Origin of the sequence: Spirillospora sp. NPDC127506, assembly GCF_040302145.1 — a bacterium.
Lineage (GTDB): Bacteria > Actinomycetota > Actinomycetes > Streptosporangiales > Streptosporangiaceae > Spirillospora.
On the sequence record NZ_JBEORG010000044.1, the window covers coordinates 28,521 to 50,263 of the forward strand.

The following is a 21,743-nucleotide window of genomic DNA, read 5'->3' on the forward strand; positions in this document are numbered from 1 at the left end:
CGGGGGGCGTGTCTGGCGGGGCGTGCGGTCAGCTCACGCCGAACTCTTTGTCGATCAGGTCGAAGAGCTGGTCGTCCGTGGCCGTCTCGAGGTCTTCGACGTCGGGGGCGGCGCCGTCCGGGGCCGGCTGCCAGCGGGCCGCCAGGTCCTGCAGGCGCCGCGCGATCGCGGCCAGCTCGGCGGGGTCGGCCCCGGCGTCGGCGATGGCGGCGTCGAGCCGGTCGATCTCGGCCAGCACGGACGGGACCCCGTCCGGCTCGTCCGGGAACATCTGGCCGGACAGGTACTCGATGAGGGCCTCGGGCGAGGGGTAGTCGAACACCAGCGTCGCGGGCAGCCGCACGCCGGTCTCCGCCTGCAGCCGGTTGCGCAGCTCGACCGCGGTCAGCGAGTCGAAGCCGAGCTCGGTGAACGACCGCTCCGGGTCCACGGCGGCGGCGTAGCCGAGCACGGACGCCACCTGCCCGACGACGGCCTCGGCGAGCGCGGCGGCGCGTTCGGCGGCGGGCAGCGACGCGAGCCTGGCGGCCAGGTTCCCGCCGGCGGCGCCGGCCGCGGCGCGGCGCACCCCGGGGCGGCCGAGCGACCGCAGCACCGGCGGCGTCCGCTCGGGGTCCAGGGCGCCCGGGTCGACGCGCACCGGGACCGCGAGCGGGAACGGCGCCCGCAGCGCCGCGTCGAGCAGGTCCAGCGCCTCGCCGGCCTGGAGCGGCACCATGCCGGTCCGCGCCATCCGGGCCAGGTCGGTGTCGGACAGGTTCCCGGTGATCGCCGAGTTCACCGCCCACAGGCCCCAGGCGACCGCGAGGGCGGCCTTGCCCCGCCGCCGCCGGTGCGCGGCCAGGCCGTCGAGGAAGGCGTTGGCGGCGGAGTAGTTGGTCTGGCCGGGCGCGCCGATGATGCCCGCCGTGGACGAGAACAGGATGAACGCGGCGAGGTCCCGGTCCTCGGTCAGCTCGTGCAGGTTCCAGGCGCCGTCGGCCTTCGCGCGGAGCACCGCGCCGAGCCGCTCGGGCGTCATCGAGCCGACCACGCCGTCGTCGGAGACGCCGGCCGCGTGCACGACGGCCGTGACCGGCCGGTCCGCGAGCAGCTCCGCGAGGGCCGGCCTGTCGGCGACGTCGCAGGCGGCGAACTCGGCGCGGGCGCCGAGTTCGGCCAGGTCCGCGGCGAGGTCCGCGGCGCCGGGGGCGTCCGCGCCGCGCCGGGAGACCAGCAGCAGGTCCGTGACGCCCCGCGCGGCGAGGTGCCGGGCGACGAGCCCGCCGAGGGCGCCGCTCGCCCCGGTCACGAGCGTCTGGCCGTCCCCGAACCCGGCGGGCTCGGGGACGGTCACGACGACCTTGCCGATGTGCTTGGCGGCGGACACGTACCGCAGGGCGCGCGGCGCCTCCCGCACGTCCCAGACCTTCCTCGGCAGCGGCGTGAGCACCCCTTCGCGGAACAGGGCGAGCAGTTCGCCGAGCATCCCGGCGACGCGTTCCGCGCCCGCCTCGGCCAGGTCGAAGGCGCGGTAGCGGACGCCCGGATGGTCGGCGGCGACCTGGTCCGGGTCGCGGACGTCGGTCTTGCCCATCTCGATGAACCGGCCGCCGCGCGGCAGCAGCCGCAGCGAGGCGTCCACGAACTCGTGGGCGAGCGCGTCGAGGACGACGTCCACGCCCTCCCCGCCGGTGGCCTCGCGGAACTCGGTCTCGAAATCCAGGGTCCGGGAGTTCGCGAGGTGGTCGGCGGCGATCCCGTTCGCCCGGACCGCGTCCCATTTGCCGGGCGAGGCGGTCGCGAAGACCTCGGCGCCGAGGTGGCGGGCGATCTGCACGGCGGCCATGCCGACGCCGCCCGCCGCGCTGTGCACGAGCAGCCGCTCCCCGGGCCGCAGCCCGGCGAGGTCGACGAGCGCGTAGTAGGCGGTCAGGAAGACCATCGGCACCGAGGCCGCCTGCTCGAACGACCAGTCGTCGGGGATCGCGGCGAGCAGCTGCCGGTCCGCGACGGTCACCGGCGCGTAGCCGCCGTCGACGATGCCCATCACCCGGTCGCCGACCGCGAGGTCGTCGACGCCCGGCCCGACCTCCAGGACGACGCCGGCGGCCTCGCCGCCCATCAGGACCCGCCCCGGGTACATGCCGAGCGAGAAGACCACGTCGCGGAAGTTCACGCCGGTCGCGCGGACGCCGAGCCGCACCTGGCCGGGCCCGAGCGCCCGCTCCGCCTCCGGGGCGGGCACGAGGGCGAGGCCGTCCAGCGAGCCGGGCCGCACCGAGTCCAGCCGCCACGGCCCGCCGGGCGGCGGGACGAGGACGCCGCCGGAGGAGGCGCGTACCAGCCGCGGGACCAGCACTTCGCCGCCGCGGAGCGCGAACTGGGACTCCTCCGCCGCGTCGGCGAGGGGCAGGACGGCCGCGATCGCGGCGTCGTCCCCGTCCGCGACGGTCCCGTCCACGTCCACGAGGACGATCCGGCCCGGGTTCTCGGACTGGGCCGCGCGCACCAGGCCCCACACGGCGTGCGCCGCGAGGTCGGGCTCCTGGCCGGGCTCCCCGTCGCCGTCCGGGCCGCCGGCCTGCACGCCGCCTCTGGTGACGACGACCAGTCGGCCGTCCGGGTCGCCGGCCAGCCACGACTGGACCTCCTCCAGCGCCCACCTGGTCGCCCGGTGGGTCGCCTCGACCGGGTCGCCGCCGGGGCGGGGGCACCAGGCGATCACGTCCGCGGGGTCGGGGTCCGCGGCGTCCGGCGCCGCGGCCGGGACCCAGTCGAGCCGGTGCAGCGCCTCGTCGTGCCCGGCGGGCGCGGCGGCGGGCGCGCCCGGCTGGGCGGGCCGCAGCGTCAGCGACTCGATCGTCGCGACGGGCGCCCCGCCGTCGTCGGCGAGGTCCATGGCGACGGCCCCGGTGGCGGTGGGGGCGATCCTGACCCGGATCGCCGTCGCCCCGGACGCGTGCAGCTCCACCCCGGACCAGGAGAACGGCAGCAGCGTCCGGCCCGGTTCGGCGCCGGTCCCGCGCAGGCCGATGGCGTGCTGGGCGGCGTCGAGGATCGCGGGGTGGATGCCGAACCGGCCGGCCTCCCTGGCCGCGTCCTCGGGCAGGACGACCTCCGCCAGCGTCGTCTCGCCGTAGCGCCACGCCCGGGTGAGGCCGCGGAACACCGGCCCGTACGGCAGGCCCGCCTCGGCGAGGTCGGGGTAGAGCGCGGCCGCGTCGAGCGGCTCGGCGCCGGTCGGCGGCCAGGACTGGAAGTCGAACCGCTCCCGCGCCGCGCCAGGCGCGGCCGTGCCGGGGGCGAGGACGCCGGTCGCGTGCAGGGTCCAGGACGCCGGTCCCGCGGCGCCTTCGGCGCTGGAGTGGACGGTGATGGTGCGCCGCCCGGTCTCGTCGGCGGCGGTCACCGCCACCTGGAGCCGCACGCCGCCGGTGTCCGGGACGACGAGCGGGGCCTGGACGGTCAGCTCGTCCACCCGGGGGCAGCCGACGGCGTCGCCCGCGCGGACGGCGAGTTCGACGAACGCCGTGCCGGGCAGCAGCGTGCGGCCCTGGACGGTGTGGTCGGCGAGCCAGGGGTGGCTGCTCAGGGAGAGGCGGCCGGTCAGCAGGTACCCGTCGGATCCGGCGAGCTCCACGGCGGCGCCCACGAGGGGGTGGCCGGCGGACGCGAGCCCGGCGGAGGCGACGTCGGCGACCTTGCCGGCCGTGCTGAGCCAGAGCCGCTGGTGCTGGAACGGGTAGCCGGGAAGGCCGCCGGCCGGTGTCCCGCCCCACGCCTCGAACAGCTTCGGCCAGTCCACCTCGGCGCCGTGCGCCCAGAGCGCGCCGACCGCGCTCAGCAGCGTCTCCACCTGCGGGCGCCCCGACCGCAGGCACGGGACGAACACGCCCTTGTCGGTGATCCGCTGCGCCAGCGCGGTCAGCACGCCGTCCGGTCCCACCTCCAGCCACCGGGTGGCGCCCTGGACGGCCAAGTCGGTGACCATGTCGGCGAACCGGACCGGTTCGCGGACGTGCGCCACCCAATAGGCGGGGTCGGTGACCTGGGCGGGCAGCCCGTCGATCTCCGGCTCCCGGAAGGTCAGGCCGGCCACGACCTGCCCGAACTCCTCCAGCATCGGCTCCATCAGCGGCGAATGGAACGCATGGCTGACGGCCAGCTGCTTGACCCGCACGCCGTCGCCGCGCCACTGCTCCGCCAGCTTCTCCACAGCCCCCGCGTCACCGGAGACCACCACCGAGGTCGGGCCGTTCACCGCCGCGACCGCCACACCCTCAGGCAGCACCGCGGCCACATCGTCTTCGGGAAGCTCGACCGCCAGCATCGCGCCGCCCTCCGGGAGCGCCTGCATCAGCCGCGCCCTGGCGTCCACCAGTGCGCACGCGTCCGGCAGCGACAGCACGCCCGCGACGTGCGCCGCCGCGATCTGGCCGATGGAGTGGCCCGCCACCATGTCGGGCCGCACGCCGAGCCACTCGACCAGCCGGTAGAGGGCGACCTCGACCGCGAAGATCGCGACCTGCGCGACGCCGGTCTGGTCCAGCGAGCCGTCCGGGTCGTCGGCGAACACCACGTCGCGGAGGGGACGCCCGGTGAGCCGCTCGACCTCGTCGAAGGTCTCCGCGAACACCTCGAACTCGGCGTGCAGGTCGCGTCCCATGCCCGCCCACTGGCTGCCCTGGCCGGTGAACAGCATCGCGAGCCGGCCGGGCGCCGCGCGGCCGGTGACCACCGTGTCCCCGACGGCGACGGCGCGGTGGTCGAACACGGCGCGCGACGGCAGCGCGGCGCCGATGTCGAGCGGGGTGCCCGCGTCGCAGGCGCGGAGCCGGTCGATGAGGTCGTGCGCCGCCTGCGCGGTCCGCCCCGACACCGGCCACGGCACGACCGTCCTGGCGGGCGCGTCGCGGCGCTCCTCCTCCCGGACCTCCTCCAGGATCACGTGCGCGTTCGTGCCGCTCACGCCGAACGACGAGACGCCCGCACGGCGGGGCCGGTCCGTCTCCGGCCACGGCTTCGCCTCGGCCGCCAGCTCGATCGCGCCCGCCGACCAGTCCACGTAGGGCGACGGCCGGTCGAGGTGCAGGCTGCGGGGCACCGTGCCGTGCCGCATCGCCTCCACCATCTTGATGACGCCGCCGACCCCGGCGGCGGCCTGGGTGTGCCCGATGTTCGACTTCAGGGAACCCAGCAGCAGCGGCCTGTCCTCGTCACGGCCCTGCCCGTAGGTGGCGAGCAGCGCCTGCGCCTCGATCGGGTCGCCGAGGGACGTGCCGGTGCCGTGGCCCTCCACGACGTCGACGTCCCGGACGGTCAGCCCCGCCGCCGCCAGCGCCGCCCGGATCACCCGCTGCTGCGACGGGCCGTTCGGGGCGGTCAGCCCGTTGCTGGCGCCGTCCTGGTTCACCGCCGAGCCGCGCACGACGGCCAGCACCCGGTGGCCGAGCCGCCGGGCGTCCGACAGCCGCTCCACCAGCAGCATCCCGGCGCCCTCCGCCCATCCGGTGCCGTCCGCGGCGGCCGAGTACGCCTTGCAGCGCCCGTCGGGCGACAGCCCGCGCTGCGCCGCGAACTCCACGAAGGAGGACGGCGTGGTCATGACCGTCACGCCGCCGGCCAGCGCCAGCGAGCACTCGTCGTTGCGGAGCGCCTGGCAGGCGAGGTGCAGGGTGACGAGCGAGGACGAGCAGGCCGTGTCGACCGTCGCGGCCGGGCCCTCCAGGCCGAAGAAGTAGGAGACCCGCCCGGCGATCACGCTGGCCGCCGAGCCGGTGATCGCGTAACCCTGGATCTCCTCGGGGATCGTGGCCTGGATGAGCGAGTAGTCCTGGCCGCACGTGCCGGCGAACACCCCGGTGCGGCTGCCGCGCAGCGCGACCGGGTCGATCCCGGCCGCCTCGATCGCCTCCCAGGACGTCTCCAGCAGCAGCCGCTGCTGCGGGTCCATCGCGATGGCCTCGCGCGGCGAGATGTCGAAGAACCCGGGGTCGAAGTCGCCCGCGTCGTAGAGGAACCCGCCGCGGCGCGTGTACGAGGTGCCGGGGTGCCCGGGGTCGGGGTGGTAGACGCGGTCGAGGTCCCAGCCGCGGTCGTCGGGGAAGTCGCCGATGGCGTCCACCCCGTCGGCCACCAGCCGCCACAGGCCCGCCGGCGAGTCGGCGCCGCCCGGGAACCGGCACGCCATGCCGACGATCGCGATCGGCTCGGCCTGCCGCTCCTCCAGCTCCTCCGCGCGGCGGCGCGCGGTGCGGAGCTCGCCGCTGACCCATTTGAGAGTCTCGAGAAGCTCTTCCTGGCTCGCCATTCTCTTTCACCTCTGTCCGGCCGAGCGGGCCTGTCAGGAGTTGCGGAATTCCTTCTGGATGAGCGCGAGCATCTCGTCGGCCGAGGCCGACTCGAAGCCGTCGCCGGGGTCCGCCGCGGGTTGCGCGCGGGCGGCCGAGTCGACCTGCCCGAGCAGCGCGCGGAGCCGCCCGGCGATCTGCCGCAGCTCGTCGCCGCCGGGCGGCAGCGACAGCACGGCGGCCTCCAGCCGGTCGAGGTCGGCGACCGGGTCGGCGCCGGCCACGCGCAGGTCGCTGAGCAGCTCGTCGAGCAGGTACCGGGCGACCGCGGCCGGGGCGGGATGGTCGTAGACCAGCGTCGCCGGGACCTTCAGGCCGGTGCTGCTCGTCAGCCGGTTCCGCAGCTCGACGCCCATGAGGGAGTCCATCCCGAGCCGCTGGAACGGCTCGGCGGGCGGCACCGACTCGGCGCCGCGCCGGCCGAGGACCTCGGCCGTCTCGGCGCGCACGAGGTCCAGCAGCATCGCCTCGCGCGCCTCGGGATCGGCGTCGCCGAGCCGCCGCCGCAGCGACTCCGCCGCCGCCGGGTCGCCCGCGCCGGCCGCGTCCGCGCCGGACAGGAAGGTCTCGGCGTCGCCGACCCCGCTGAACAGCCGCGCGGCGGCGGTCTCGGCGTACAGCGGGGCGAGCCGGGACCAGTCGATGTCGGCGATGACGGCGAACGGGACGAGGTCGCCGAGCGAGCGCCGCAGCGCGGCCGCGGCGAAGCCCTCCGGCATCGGCGGCAGGCCCGCGCTGCGCAGCGAGTCCGCCGGGGTGCCGTCCGGCTCGGCCCCGGCGCACGGCCCCCACGCGAGGCAGGTGGCGGGGAGCCCGGCGGCGTGCCGCTGCGCGGCGAGCGCCTCCAGCGCCGCGTCGGCCGCCGCGACCGCGCCCCGGCCGATGCCGCCCCACACGCTGTCGGCGGAGGAGAACAGCACGAACGCCGACAGCCCGGCGTCCAGGGTGAGCTCGTGCAGGTTGACCGCGCCGGCCAGCCTGTCCTCGGGGGAGCCGCCCGCCATGTGCACGACGGCGGTCAGCGGCCGCCCGGCGGGCGGTTCCGCCAGCAGCGCGGCGAGCGCGGCCCGGTCCGCCGTGTCGCACGCCGCGACGGTCACGTCCGTCTCGCCGGTCTCCGGCAGTTCGAGGCCGGCGGGGTCCCCGGCGGGGACCAGCAGCAGGTGCCGGACGCCCGCCTCGGCCAGCGCGCGGATCACGTCCCGCGCCAGCGGGCCGTCGTCGACGGTGACCAGCACCGTGCCGTCCGTGTCGATCGCGAGTTCGCCGGGCGGCCCGCCGCGGCCGGCGCGCACCATGCGCCGCGCGTAGAGGGCGTCGCCGCGGACGGCGAGCTCGCTCTCGGCCGCGTCCCCGGCCGGCCGCTGCGCCGCGACGACCGCCCAGATCCGGTCGCCGTCCAGCGGCCCGGCCGGGAGGTCGACGACCCCGCCCCATCTGCCGGGACGGTCGAGCGTCTCGCTCCGGCCGAGGCCCCAGACGCGGGCCTCGCGGATGTCTTCGATCCGGTCGCCGGGGACGGCGGCGACGGCCGACCGGGTGAGCGTCCACAGCGGCGCGGTGACGCCGGAGCCGATGAGCGTGTCGAGCAGGGCGGACACGTGGGCCGGCTCGGTGAGGGTGGAGATCACGCCGTCCGCGCGGGCGGCGTCGGCGGGGATGCTCTTCGGCGGTCCGGACGCGGGCGCGCGGAGGAGGTGCACGTCGATGGCCAGCGCCTTGGCGGAGTCGGCCAGGGCCCGGAGGTCGGCCTCGGGTGTGGTCTCGTCCGCGACGATGAGCCATGTGCCGGGGTGTTCAGGCAGTTTCGGCTCAGGGACGGTCTGCCATTCGATGCGGTACCGGAGTTCGTCGGCGGGCGTCCCGGTCCGGCCTCCGGGGCGGCCTTCCAGCCAGTACCACTCGTGCTGGAAGGGGTAGGTGGGGAGGTCGGGGTCGGGCTGGGCGTTCCAGGCGGTGAACAGGGTGGGCCAGTGGACATCGGTGCCGTTGGTCCAGAGCGTGGCGAGCGCGGTCAGGAAGGTCTCGGTCTCGGCGCGGCCTCGGCGCATCGCGGGGACGAAGACCTGGCCGTCCTCATCGGTGATCTGCTGGGCGAGGGCGGTCAGGACGGCGTCGGGGCCCAATTCCAGCCAGCGGGTGGCGCCCTGGGCGTGCAGGTCGGTGACCATGTCGGCGAACCGGACCGGCTCGCGGACGTGCGCCACCCAATAGGCGGGATCGGTGACCTGCGCGGGCAGCCCCGCGATGGCCGGCTCGTGGAAGGTCAGGCCGGCCACGACCTGCCCGAACTCCTCCAGCATCGGGTCCATCAGCGGCGAATGGAACGCATGGCTGACGTTCAGCGGGGTCGCCCGGACGCCCTTCTCCCGCCAGCGTTCCACCAGCTCGCCCACGGCGTCGGCGTCGCCCGAGACCACGACGGACGAGGGACCGTTCACCGCCGCGATCGCCACGTCTTCGGAGAGCTGCTCGGCGACCTGGTCTTCCGGCAGTTGCACCGCGGCCATGGCCCCGCCGGGTGGGAGCGCCTGCATGAGGCGCGCTCGCGCGGTGATCAGCGTGCAGGCGTCCTGCAAGGAGAGGACTCCGGCGGCGTGGGCGGCGGCGATCTGGCCGACCGAGTGCCCGTTGACGTAGGCGGGGCGCACGCCCAGCCAGGTCACCAGCCGCCACAACGCCACCTCGATGGCAAAGATGGCCACCTGGGCGACGCCGGTCTGGTCCAGAGAGCCGTCGGGGGTGTCGGTGAACACCGTCTCCCGCAGCGGCAGGCCGGTCAGCTCCTCGACCTTGTCGAAGGCTTCGGCGAACACCGGGAAGGTCTCGTACAGCTCCCGGCCCATTCCGGCGCGCTGGCTGCCCTGCCCGGTGAACAGCACCGCCAGTTCCCCCGCGGCGGCGACGCCGCCGACCACGGTGTCGCCGAGCAGCACGGTCCGGTGGTCGAACTGCGCCCGCCGGGCCAGGCCGGCGCCGACGGCGGCGATCGCCTCCGGCGCCGCGCCCGCGGTGAGCCCTCGCACGGTGGTGCGCATGTCCGTCGCGGCACCGGCCGTCTTCCCCGACACCAGCAGCGGGATCGTCTCCGGTGCTGGAACGGGGGTGTCGCCGGTGGAGTCGGTGTCGGGCTCCGGTGCGGCTTCCAGGAGTACGTGTGCGTTGGTGCCGCTGAGTCCGAAGGACGAGACTCCGGCGCGGCGCGGCCGGTCGGTCTGCGGCCACGGGACCGGCTCGGTCACCAGCTCGATCGAGCCGGCCGACCAGTCGACGTGCGGGGAGGGCTCGTCGACGTGCAGCGTGGCGGGGACCACGCCGTGCCGGATCGCCTCGACCATCTTGATCACACCCGCGACGCCCGAGGCCGCCTGGGCATGGCCGATGTTCGACTTGAGGGAACCCAGCAGCAGCGGCCTGTCCTCGTCACGGTCTTGCCCGTAGGTGGCGATAAGGGCCTGCGCCTCGATCGGGTCACCGAGCTGCGTCCCTGTCCCATGGGCCTCGACCACGTCCACGTCCCGCTCGGTCAGCCCAGCCTGGGCCAGCGCCTGCCGGATCACCCGCTGCTGCGACGGACCATTCGGGGCGGTCAAGCCGTTGCTGGCCCCGTCCTGGTTCACCGCCGAGCCGCGCACGACCGCCAGCACCCGATGGCCGAGCCGCCGGGCGTCCGACAGCCGTTCCAGCACCACCAGGCCGACGCCCTCGCCCCAGCCGGTGCCGTCGGCCGCCGCGGCGAACGCCTTGCAGCGGCCGTCGGGTGCCAGGCCGCGCTGGCGGCTGAACTCGATGAACATGCCCGGCGTCGCCATGACCGTCGCGCCGCCGGCCAGCGCCAGATCGCACTCACCCGAACGCAGGGATTGGGCCGCCAGATGCATCGCGACCAGCGACGAGGAGCACGCCGTGTCCACGGTCACCGCCGGGCCCTCCAGGCCCAGCGCGTACGACACGCGGCCCGACGCGACGCTCCCGGCGGTGCCGACGCCGATGTAGCCCTCAAGGTCGTCGGGGAACTCGGTGAATCCCGCCGTGTAGTCGTGGTACGCCACCCCGGCGAACACGCCGGTGCGGCTGCCGCGCAGCGCGGTCGGGTCGATGCCCGTCCGCTCGATCGCCTCCCAGGACGCCTCCAGCAGCAGGCGCTGCTGCGGGTCCATCGACACCGCCTCGCGCGGCGAGATGCCGAAGAACTCCGCGTCGAACTCGCCGGCGTCGTGGAGGAAGCCGCCGCTGCTCGCGTAGGTCGTTCCGGCGTGGTCGGCGTCCGGATGGTAGATGCCGTCGACGTCCCAGCCCCGGTTGTCCGGGAAGGGGGAGATGCCGTCCCGGCCGTCGGCGACGAGCCGCCACAGGTCCTGCGGGGACCGGACGCCGCCCGGGTAGCGGCAGGCCATCCCGACGATCACGATCGGGTCGTCGGCCGCCGCGCGGAGCACCGGCGCTGCCCCGGCCGTCTCGACGTCCCCGGTCAACCGGCCGAGGATGTGGTCGGCGACGGCCTGCGCGTTCGGGTAGTCGAAGATCAGCGTGGCGGGCAGCCGCAGCCCGGTGACCGCCGCGAGCCCGTTGCGGAGCTCGACCGCCATCAGCGAGGTGAACCCCAGCTCCTGGAACGGCCGGTCGGCCGATATCTCCGCGACCGAGGAGTGCCCCAGCACCGCGGCCACCCGCTCCCGGACGGTCTCCAGCACCAGCCCCCGCCGGCCCGCCGGATCGAGACCGGCCAGCCGGCTCGCCAGCCCGGAGGTGTCGGCGTCCACGAGCCCGGCCGGGGTCTCGTCGTTCCAGGAGAACTGGTGTTCGTCCAGCCAGTAGCGCCGGTGCTGGAACGGGTAGGTGGGGAGGTCGGGGTCGGGCTTGGCGTTCCAGGCGGTGAAGAGGGCGGACCAGTGGATGTCCGTGCCGTGGGTCCACAGTTCGGCGAGGGCGGTCAGGAAGGTGAGCGGCTCAGGGCGGCGCGCGCGCATGGCGGTGGCGAACACGTGGCCGTCGGGGTCGAGGTTCCGCTGGACGAGGGCGGTGAGGACGCCGTCCGGGCCGAGTTCCAGCCACCGGGTGACGCCCTGGGCGTGCAGGTCGGCGACCATGTCGGCGAACCGGACCGGCTCGCGGACGTGCGCCGCCCAGTACGCCGGGTCCGCCACCTCGGCGGGCAGGCCCTCGATCGTGGGTGCGCGGAAGGACAGGCCGGCCACGACCCGGCCGAACTCCTCCAGCATCGGGTCCATCAGCGGCGAGTGGAACGCGTGGCTGACGTTCAGCAGGGTCGTCCGCACGTCCTGCTGGCGCCACCGTCCGACCAGTTCGCGGACGGCCGGTTCGGCACCGGACACCACGACGGACGAGGGACCGTTCACCGCCGCGATCGCCACGTCTCCGGGGAGCTGTTCGGCGACCTTGTCTTCCGGAAGTTCCACGGCCGCCATCGCCCCGCCAGGCGGGAGCGCCTGCATGAGGCGCGCTCGCGCGGTGATCAGCGTGCAGGCGTCTTCCAGGGAGAGGACTCCGGCGGCGTGGGCGGCGGCGATCTGGCCGACCGAGTGGCCGTTGACGTAGGCGGGGCGCACGCCCAGCCAGGTCACCAGCCGCCACAGCGCCACCTCGATGGCGAAGATGGCCACCTGGGCGACGCCGGTCTGATCCAGTGACCCATCTGGGTTGTCGGTGAACACCGTCTCCCGCAGCGGCAGGCCGGTCAGTTCCTCGACTTCGTTGAAGGCTTCGGCGAACACCGGGAAGGCCTCGTACAGCTCCCGGCCCATCCCGGGGCGCTGACTGCCCTGGCCGGTGAAGAGGATGCCGAGGCTGCCGGGCGACGCCGTTCCGCGGACGACCGCCGTCCCCAGCAGCACGGCCCGCTGGTCGAACGTCGCGCGGGACAGCAGCGAGGCACCGGCGTCCACCGCCGAGGCGCCCGCGTACTCGCGGAACCGCTCGATCATCTGCTCCACGGCCGGGGCGGTCCTGCCGGACAGGACGAGCGGAACCACTTCCGGCGTCGGGACGGGAGCGTCGTCGCTGGAGTCGGTGTCGGGCTCCGGTGCGGCTTCCAGGAGTACGTGCGCGTTGGTGCCGCTGAGTCCGAAGGACGAGACTCCGGCGCGGCGCGGCCGGTCGGTCTGCGGCCACGGGACCGGCTCGGTCACCAGCTCGACCGCACCGGCCGACCAGTCGACGTGCGGGGAAGGCTCGTCCACGTGCAGCGTGGCCGGGACCGTGCCGCGCCGGATCGCCTCGACCATCTTGATCACACCCGCGACGCCCGAGGCCGCCTGGGCATGACCGATGTTCGACTTGAGGGAACCCAGCAGCAGCGGCCTGTCCTGGTCACGGCCCTGCCCGTAGGTGGCGATGAGGGCCTGCGCCTCGATCGGGTCACCGAGCTGCGTCCCGGTCCCGTGGGCCTCGACCACGTCCACGTCCCGCTCGGTCAACCCGGCCTGGGCCAGCGCCTGCCGGATCACCCGCTGCTGCGACGGACCATTCGGGGCCGTCATCCCGTTGCTGGCGCCGTCCTGGTTGACGGCCGAACCGGCGACCACGGCCAGCACCCGATGCCCTTGGCGGCGGGCGTCCGACAGGCGCTCCAGGACGACAAGGCCGACACCTTCGGACCATCCAGTCCCATCAGCGGAGGCCGCGAACGCCTTGCAGCGGCCGTCCGGTGCCAGTCCGCGCTGGCGGCTGAACTCGATGAACATGCCCGGCGTGGCCATCACGGTGACACCGCCGGCCAGCGCCAGATCGCACTCCCCCGAACGCAGGGACTGGGCCGCCAGATGCAGCGCCACCAGGGAGGACGAACACGCCGTGTCGACGGTGACCGAGGGGCCTTCCAGGCCCAGGGTGTAGGAGGTGCGGCCCGTCACCAGGCTGCCGCCGCTGCTGGCCGCCGGCGCACTGCCGAGCGCGTAGTCGTGATACATCACACCGGTGAACACGCCGGTGCGGCTGCCGCGCAGCCCGGTCGGGTCGATCCCGGCTCGCTCGATCGCCTCCCACGAGGTCTCCAGCAGCAGACGCTGCTGCGGGTCCATCGACACCGCCTCACGCGGCGAGATCCCGAAGAACTCCGCATCGAAGTCGGCGGCGTCGTAGAGGAACCCGCCCTCGCGGACGTAGCTGTGCCCGTACCGCTCGGGATCGGGGTCGTACAGACTGTCGAGGTCCCAGCCCCGGTCCGCCGGCAGCTCACCGACGGCGTCACGACTGGTTACGACGAGATCCCACAGATCCTGGGGTGATTTGACGTCGCCGGGGTAGCGGCAGGCCATCCCGACGATGACGATCGGGTCGTCGTCGATCGCCACCGGCCGGGCCGAGACCACCGGCCGAGCCGATCGCGCCTGCCCGTCAAGCTCGCCGAGGATGTGGTCGGCGACGGCCTGCGAGTTCGGATAGTCGAACACCAGCGTCGCCGGAAGCCGCAACCCCGTCACCGACCCCAAGGCGTTACGCAGCTCGACCGCCATCAGCGAGTCGAACCCCAACTCCTGGAACGGCCGATCAGCCGATATCTCCGCCACCGACGAGTGCCCCAGCACCGCGGCCACCCGCTCCCGGACGGCCCCCAGCACCAGCTCCCGCCGCTGCGTCTCGTCCAGATCGGTCAATCGGGCCGCGAGTCCCGAGGCTGCGGAGCGTGTGCTCACCCGGCCGGCCAGGGTGCGCAATAGCGCCGGGACCTGTCCCTGCGACCGGCGCAGCGCCACCGTGTCGATGCGCAGCGGCGCCACCACCGCACGGTCACCGCGCACACCCGCGTCGAACAAGGCCAGCGCGTCCCGCTCCGACAACGGCGGCAACCCCTGACGGCGCATCCGCTCCCGATCGACCTCGCCCAGCCCCCGCGCCATCTCGGTGTCCAGATCCCACAACCCGAACGCCAACGACACCGCGGGCAGACCCAGCGAACGCCGATACTCCGCCAGCCCGTCCAAGAACACATTCGCGGCCGCATACGCGCCCTGCCCCGCCGGCAGCACCAGACCACCCGCCGACGACATCAACACAAACGCCTCAAGCCCGAGATCGGCCGTGAGTTCATGCAGATGCCACGCCGCATCGGCTTTGGGGGCGAAGACTTCTGCTAGTTCCTCATCGGTCAGTGCCTCGACCAGTCCGGGGCCTCCCGTTCCGGCCACGTGCACTACGCCGGACAGCTCCACTCCGGACAGCACGCCCTCAAGCTGCCGCCGATCCGCCACATCACAGGCCGCCACCGCGACCCGGGCGCCCAACTCCTCCAGCTCGGCCACCAACTCGCCCGCCCCGGGCGCATCAGACCCCCGCCGGCTCACCAGCAGCAACGACCGCACCCCATGCGCCCGCACCAGCCGCCGCGCCAACACCGCACCGATCCCACCGGTGCCACCGGTAACCAGCACGGTCCCCGAACCGAACACCGGGATTTCGCCGTCTGGGGTTTGCGTGCGCGCCAGCCGCGGGAACGACACCTGGCCGTCGCGGATCGCGGCCTCCGGCTCGGCCACCTGGGTCACCTGGCGCCAGGACTCCGCCGCCTCGTCCACATCGACCAGGACGATCCGCCCCGGATGCTCAGCCTGCGCGGCCCGCACCAGACCCCACACCGCCGCAACACCCGGAACCACCTCGACACCACCGGCCGAGACCCCGCCCCGAGTCACCACCACCAGCCGCGACCCCGCGAACCGCTCATCACCCAGCCAAGCGCGCACCACGCTCAGAGCGCCGGTCGTCGCCGCCACGGGCTCGGCTGCCGCGATACCGTCCCAGCCGGCAGTCACCACTACGGACCCGCCGTCGGCGACCAGCTCGGCGGCCTCCTCCAGATCGGCGGCCACGACACCATCGACCGCGTCCGCCAGACCCGCGGCACCCACGACCGCGACAGGCCCGTCCGACTCCGCAAGAGCGGACTCGGCCGCAACCCACTCCACCCCGTACAGCCCACCCCGGACAGCGCCGGCGCCCAACTGCTCAGCGGACACCGGACGACCCGCCATCGCCTCCACCGACGCCACCGCAACACCCGCGGCATCGGCAAGCTGCAACGACACCGCGTTGCTCGCATCGCCTCCACCCGCGGCACGGGTGATCCGCACGCGCAGCGCGGTCGCACCCGAGGCGATCAGGTGGACGCCGGACCAGGAGAACGGAAGGAGCGTCTGGTCGCGCTCCTGCTCGCTCTCCCACCCCGCGAGCAGCAGCGCGTGCATGGCCGCGTCCAGAAGCGCCGGGTGGATTCCGTAATGGGCGGCGTCCTCTGAAGCCTCCTCGGGGAGTGCCACTTCGGCGAAGACCTCGTCGCCGCGACGCCACACGTTCCGCAACCCCTGGAACACAGGGCCGTAGGCGTAGCCGCGATCCAGGAACAGTTCGTACGCGTCGCCGCAGTCCAGCGGTTCGGCCTCGGCCGGCGGCCACATCGTGAGGTCTGCGCCGGTCGCCGGAACGGCCTTATCCGTGAGGGTTCCTTCGGCGTGCAAGGTCCACGGATCGCCGTCGGCCTCGGTTTCGGGGCGGGAGAACACCCGGACCGGCCGCCGGCCCTCCACCTCGGCGCCCACCACCACCTGCACCACCACGGCACCGGCCTCCGGCACCACCAGCGGAGCCCGCAGCAACAACTCCTCCACCACAGGCAGGCCAACCTCAGCACCCGCCCGCAACACCAACTCCACCAAACCCGCACCCGGCACCAACACCGTCCCCAACACCGCATGATCGGCCAACCACGACTGACCAACCAGCGACAACCGCCCCGACAACACCCACTCACCAGACCCCGCAACACCCACAACCGCACCAAGCAACGGATGACCCGCCACGGCCAGACCGACCGAGCTGACGTCTCCCTGGACGGCGGTGGTCGTAGCCGACCAGAACCGCTGGTGCTGGAAGGGGTAGGTGGGGAGGTCGGGGTCGGGCTGGGCGTTCCAAGCGGTGAACAAGGTGGGCCAGTGGACGTCGGTGCCGTTGGCCCAGAGCGTGGCGAGCGCGGTGAGGAGGGTTTCGGTCTGGGGGCGGCTTCGGCGCATTGCGGGGGCGAAGACCTGGCCGTCCTCGTCGGTGATCTGCTGGGCGAGGGCGGTCAGGACGGCGTCGGGGCCGAGTTCCAGCCAGCGGGTGGCGCCTTGAGCGTGCAGGTCGGCGACCATGTCGGCGAACCGGACCGGTTCGCGGACGTGCGCCACCCAATAGGCGGGATCGGTGACCTGCGCGGGCAGCCCGTCGATCTGCGGCTCCCGGAAGGTCAGGCCGTCGATGGCCGCGGCGAAGTCAGCGAGCATCGGCTCCATCAGCGGCGAATGGAACGCGTGACTGACGGTCAGAGCCTTCACACGCACGCCGTCGCCGCGCCACTGCTCGGCCAGTTGCTCCACGGCCTCGGCGTCACCGGAGACCACCACCGAGGTCGGGCCGTTCACCGCCGCGACCGCCACCCCCTCAGGCAGCACCCCGGCCACATCGTCTTCGGCAAGCTCGACCGCCAGCATCGCCCCACCGGGCGGGAGCGCCTGCATCAACCGCGCCCGCGCGGCCACCAGCATGCAGGCGTCCTCCAGGGACAGGACTCCGGCGGCGTGGGCTGCGGCGATCTGCCCGACCGAGTGCCCGTTCACCGCGTCCGGGCGCACGCCCAGCCAGGTCACCAGCCGCCACAGCGCCACCTCGATGGCGAAGATCGCGACCTGGGCGACGCCGGTCTGGTCCAGGGAGCCGTCGGGGTTGTCGGTGAACACCGTGTCCCGCAGCGGCAGACCGGTCAGCTCCTCCACCTTGTCGAAGGCTTCGGCGAACACCGGGAAGGTCTCGTACAGGTCCCGGCCCATGCCCGCCCATTGGCTGCCCTGGCCGGTGAACAGCACCGCCAGCTCACCCGACCCTGCGGTGCCTTCCACAACCTGGTCCCCGAGCAGGACTGCGCGGTGATCGAAGACCGCCCGTCCCGCCAGACCCGCGGCCGCGTCTACGAGGTGCTCCCCACTCGCGGCGAACTCCCGTACCTGGGCCAGCATCGCCGCCGCGGCCTCGGCACTCTTCCCGGACACGATCAGCGGCGCGATGCCCGGAGCAGCCTCAGCGGTGTCGGGGGTGTCCGGCGCGGCTTCCAGGAGTACGTGCGCGTTGGTGCCGCTGATCCCGAAGGACGACACACCCGCCCGGCGCGGCCGGTCGGTCTGCGGCCAGGGAACCGGCTCGGTCACCAGCTCGACCGAGCCGGCCGACCAGTCCACATGCGGGGAAGGCTCGTCCACGTGCAGCGTGGCCGGAATCGTGCCGTGCCGGATCGCCTCGACCATCTTGATCACACCCGCAATGCCCGAGGCCGCTTGGGTGTGACCGATGTTCGATTTCAGGGAGCCGACATAGACCGGTAGGTCGGGGTCGCGCTCTCGCCCGTAGGTGGCGATGAGGGCCTGCGCCTCGATCGGGTCGCCCAATGGCGTGCCCGTTCCGTGGGCCTCGACCACGTCGATGTCCCGCTCGGTCAGCCCGGCCTGGGCGAGAGCCTGCCGGATCACCCGCTGCTGCGACGGACCATTCGGCGCGGTCAAGCCGTTGCTGGCCCCGTCCTGATTCACTGCCGAACCAGCCACGACCGCGAGCACCCGATGCCCTTGGCGGCGGGCATCCGACAGGCGCTCCAGCACCACCAGGCCGACGCCCTCGCCCCAGCCGGTGCCGTCGGCCGCCGCGGCGAACGCCTTGCAGCGGCCGTCCGGTGCCAGGCCGCGCTGGCGGCTGAACTCGATGAACATGCCTGGGGTGGCCATCACGGTGACACCGCCGGCCAGCGCCAGATCGCACTCCCCCGAACGCAGGGATTGAGCCGCCAGATGCAGCGCCACCAGGGAGGACGAACACGCCGTGTCGACGGTGACCGAGGGGCCTTCCAGGCCCAGGGTGTAGGAGGTGCGGCCCGTCACCAGGCTGCCGCCGCTGCTGGCCGCCGGCGCACTGCCGAGCGCGTAGTCGTGATACATCACACCGGTGAACACGCCGGTGCGGCTGCCGCGCAGCCCGGTCGGGTCGATCCCGGCCCGCTCGATCGCCTCCCACGAGGTCTCCAGCAGCAGACGCTGCTGCGGGTCCATCGACACCGCCTCACGCGGCGAGATCCCGAAGAACTCCGCATCGAAGTCGGCGGCGTCGTAGAGGAAGGAGCCGTTCAGGGTGTAGGTCTTGCCCTCGACGCCCGGCTCCGGGTCGAAGATGCGGTCGGGGTCCCAGCCGCGGTCGGACGGGAAGTCCGCCACCGTGTCGACCCCGTCCATGACCAGGCGCCAGAGGTCCTGGGGTGATTTGACGTCGCCGGGGTAGCGGCAGGCCATCCCCACGATGACGATCGGGTCGTCGTCGATCGCCGCCGGCCGGGCCGAAAGCACCGGCCGAACCGACCGCGCCTGCCCATCCAGCTCGCCGAGGATGTGGTCGGCGACAGCTTGCGAGTTCGGGTAGTCGAACACCAGCGTCGCCGGAAGCCGCAACCCCGTCACCGACCCCAAGGCGTTACGCAGCTCGACCGCCATCAGCGAGTCGAACCCCAACTCCTGGAACGGCCGATCAGCCGATATCTCCGCCACCGAGGAATGCCCCAGCACCGCGGCCACCCGCTCCCGGACGGCCTCCAGCACCAGTTCCTGTCGGCCTGCCGGGTCGAGACCGGCCAACCGGGCCGCCAGCCCTGAACTCGCCGACTGGGCCGAGCGGTTACCCGACCGGCCGGCCAGGGTGCGCAGCAGCGCCGGGACCTGTCCCTGCGACCGGCGCAGCGCCACCGTGTCGATGCGCAGCGGCGCCACCACCGCACGGTCACCGCGCACACCCGCGTCGAACAAGGCCAGCGCGTCCCGCTCCGACAACGGCGGCAACCCCTGACGGCGCATCCGCCCCCGATCGACCTCGCCCAGACCCCGCGCCATCTCGGTGTCCAAGTCCCACAACCCGAACGCCAACGACACCGCAGGAAGACCCAGCGAACGCCGATACTCCGCCAGCCCGTCCAAGAACACATTCGCGGCCGCATACGCGCCCTGCCCCGCCGGCAGCACCAGACCACCCGCCGACGACATCAACACAAACGCCTCAAGCCCAAGACCAGCCGTGAGCTCATGCAGATGCCACGCCGCATCGGCCTTGGGGGCGAAAACCCCGGTCAGCTCCGAGCCCGTTAGGGCCTCGACCATCCCTGGGCCTGCCGTCCCGGCCACGTGCACTACGCCGGACAGCTCCACTCCGGACAGCACGCCCTCAAGCTGCCGCCGATCCGCCACATCACAGGCCGCCACCGCGACCCGGGCGCCCAACTCCTCCAGCTCGGCCACCAGCTCGCCCGCCCCGGGCGCATCAGACCCCCGCCGGCTCACCAGCAGCAACGACCGCACCCCATGCGCCCGCACCAGCCGCCGCGCCAACACCGCACCGATCCCACCGGTGCCACCGGTCACCAGCACGGTCCCCGAACCGAACACGGGGGCAGCGGCGTCCTCCGCGCCGGCCGCGTCCACACGCGCCAGCCGGGGCACCGAAACTTCACCGGCACGGATCGCGGCTTCGGGTTCGGTCACATCGACGATCCGGTGCCAGGACTCCGCCGCCTCGTCCACATCGACCAGGACGATCCGCCCCGGATGCTCAGCCTGCGCGGCCCGCACCAGACCCCACACCGCCGCAACACCCGGAACCACCTCGACACCACCCGCCGAGACCCCGCCCCGAGTCACCACCACCAGCCGCGACCCCGCGAACCGCTCATCACCCAGCCAGGCCCGCACCACGCTCAGAACCGCGACCGACAGGGCCGCTGGTTCTGCCGCACCGGCGGCATCATCCCAGCCGGCGGCGACCACCACGGACCCGCCGTCGGCGACCAGCTCGGCGGCTTCCTCCAGATCGGCGGCCGCGACACCATCGACCGCGTCCGCCAGACCCGCGGCACCCACGACCGCGACAGGCCCGTCCGGCTCCGCAAGAGCGGACTCGGCCGCAACCCACTCCACCCCGTACAGGCCACCCCGGACAGCGCCGGCGCCCAACTGCTCAGCGGACACCGGACGACCCGCCATCGCCTCCACCGACGCCACCGCAACACCCGCGGCATCGGCGAGCTGCAACGACACGGCGTTGCCCTCGCCGGCGGTGTCGCGGCGTGCGATCCGCACCCGCAGCGCCGTCAGGCCGGAGACGTCGAGGCGTACGCCGGACCAGGAGAACGGGAGCAGCGTCTGGTCGCGCTGCTCCTCACTCTCCAGACCGGCGAGCAGCAGAGCATGCAGAGCGGCGTCCAGCAGTGCCGGGTGCAGGCGGAACCTCGCCGCGTCCGGCTGCGCGACATCCGGGAGGGCGACCTCGGCGAAGACCTCGTCGCCGCGACGCCACGCGTTCCGCAGCCCCTGGAACACCGGGCCGTAGGCGTAGCCGCGATCCAGCAGCCGCTCGTAGGCGTCCTCGCACTCCAGCGGGACGGCTCCCTCGGGCGGCCAGGCGGTGAGACCGGCGTCGACCAGCGGAGCGGTGTCGTCCGCCAGCATTCCCTCGGCGTGCAGCGTCCACGAGGCGGACGCATCGGCCTCGGTTTCGGGGCGGGAGAACACCCGAACCGGCCGCCGGCCCTCCACCTCGGCGCCCACCACCACCTGCACCACCACGGCACCGGCCTCCGGCACCACCAGCGGAGCCCGCAGCAACAACTCCTCCACCACAGGCAGGCCAACCTCAGCACCCGCCCGCAACACCAACTCCACCAAACCCGCACCCGGCACCAACACCGTCCCCAACACCGCATGATCGGCCAACCACGACTGACCAACCAGCGACAACCGCCCCGACAACACCCACTCACCAGACCCCGCAACACCCACAACCGCACCAAGCAACGGATGACCCGCCACCGCCAAACCGACCGAGCTGACGTCCCCGGTCGCGGCGGCGTCGGGCTCCAGCCAGTACCGCTCGCCCTGGAACGCGTAGGTCGGCACGTCCATCGGCCGGGCGGCGCGTCCCACGAGCGGACGCCAGTCGACGGCCGCGCCCGCGGCGTGCAGCCGCGCGAGAGCCTCGACGAGGCCGCGGACCTCGTCCCTGCCCCGGCGCATGACCGGCACGGCGGTGGGGTTCTGCGGCAGGGCGGCGACCATGCCGGTCAGTACCGCGTCCGGGCCGATCTCCAGGAAGAGGCCCGTCCCGGCCGCGTGCGCGGCGACGACCGCGTCGTGGAAGCGGACGGGGCGGCGTACGTGCTCGACCCAGAACTCCGCCGTGGCCACATCGGCGGGCAGCCCGCCCAGCTTGGGCGCCCGGAAGTCGACGCCGTCGATGGCGGCGGCGAACTCTTCCAGCATCGGGTCCATCAGCGGGGAGTGGAACGCGTGGCTGACCTGGAGCCGCTTGACCCGCACCCCCTTCTTCGACCACCGCTTC

General features: G+C 73.8%; 2 protein-coding genes. Both read right to left on the reverse strand.

All coding sequences use genetic code 11. The features are described 5' to 3' along the window. Nucleotides 1–28 precede the first annotated feature (28 nt). Entirely contained in the window at nt 29–6,292 is a 6,264-nt protein-coding gene (locus ABTW95_RS30095) for a type I polyketide synthase (protein WP_500228052.1), read from the reverse strand. 33 nt (nt 6,293–6,325) lie between these two features. Next, nucleotides 6,326–21,743, reverse strand: a 15,418-nt coding sequence (locus tag ABTW95_RS30100) for an SDR family NAD(P)-dependent oxidoreductase (protein WP_500228053.1), incomplete at its 5' end; no start/stop codon positions are given.

Coding starts and splice junctions, on each gene's coding strand:
- ABTW95_RS30095 (WP_500228052.1), bottom strand. CDS start 6,292: ATGGCGAGCCAGGAAGAGCTTCTCGAGACTCTCAAATGGGTCAGCGGC.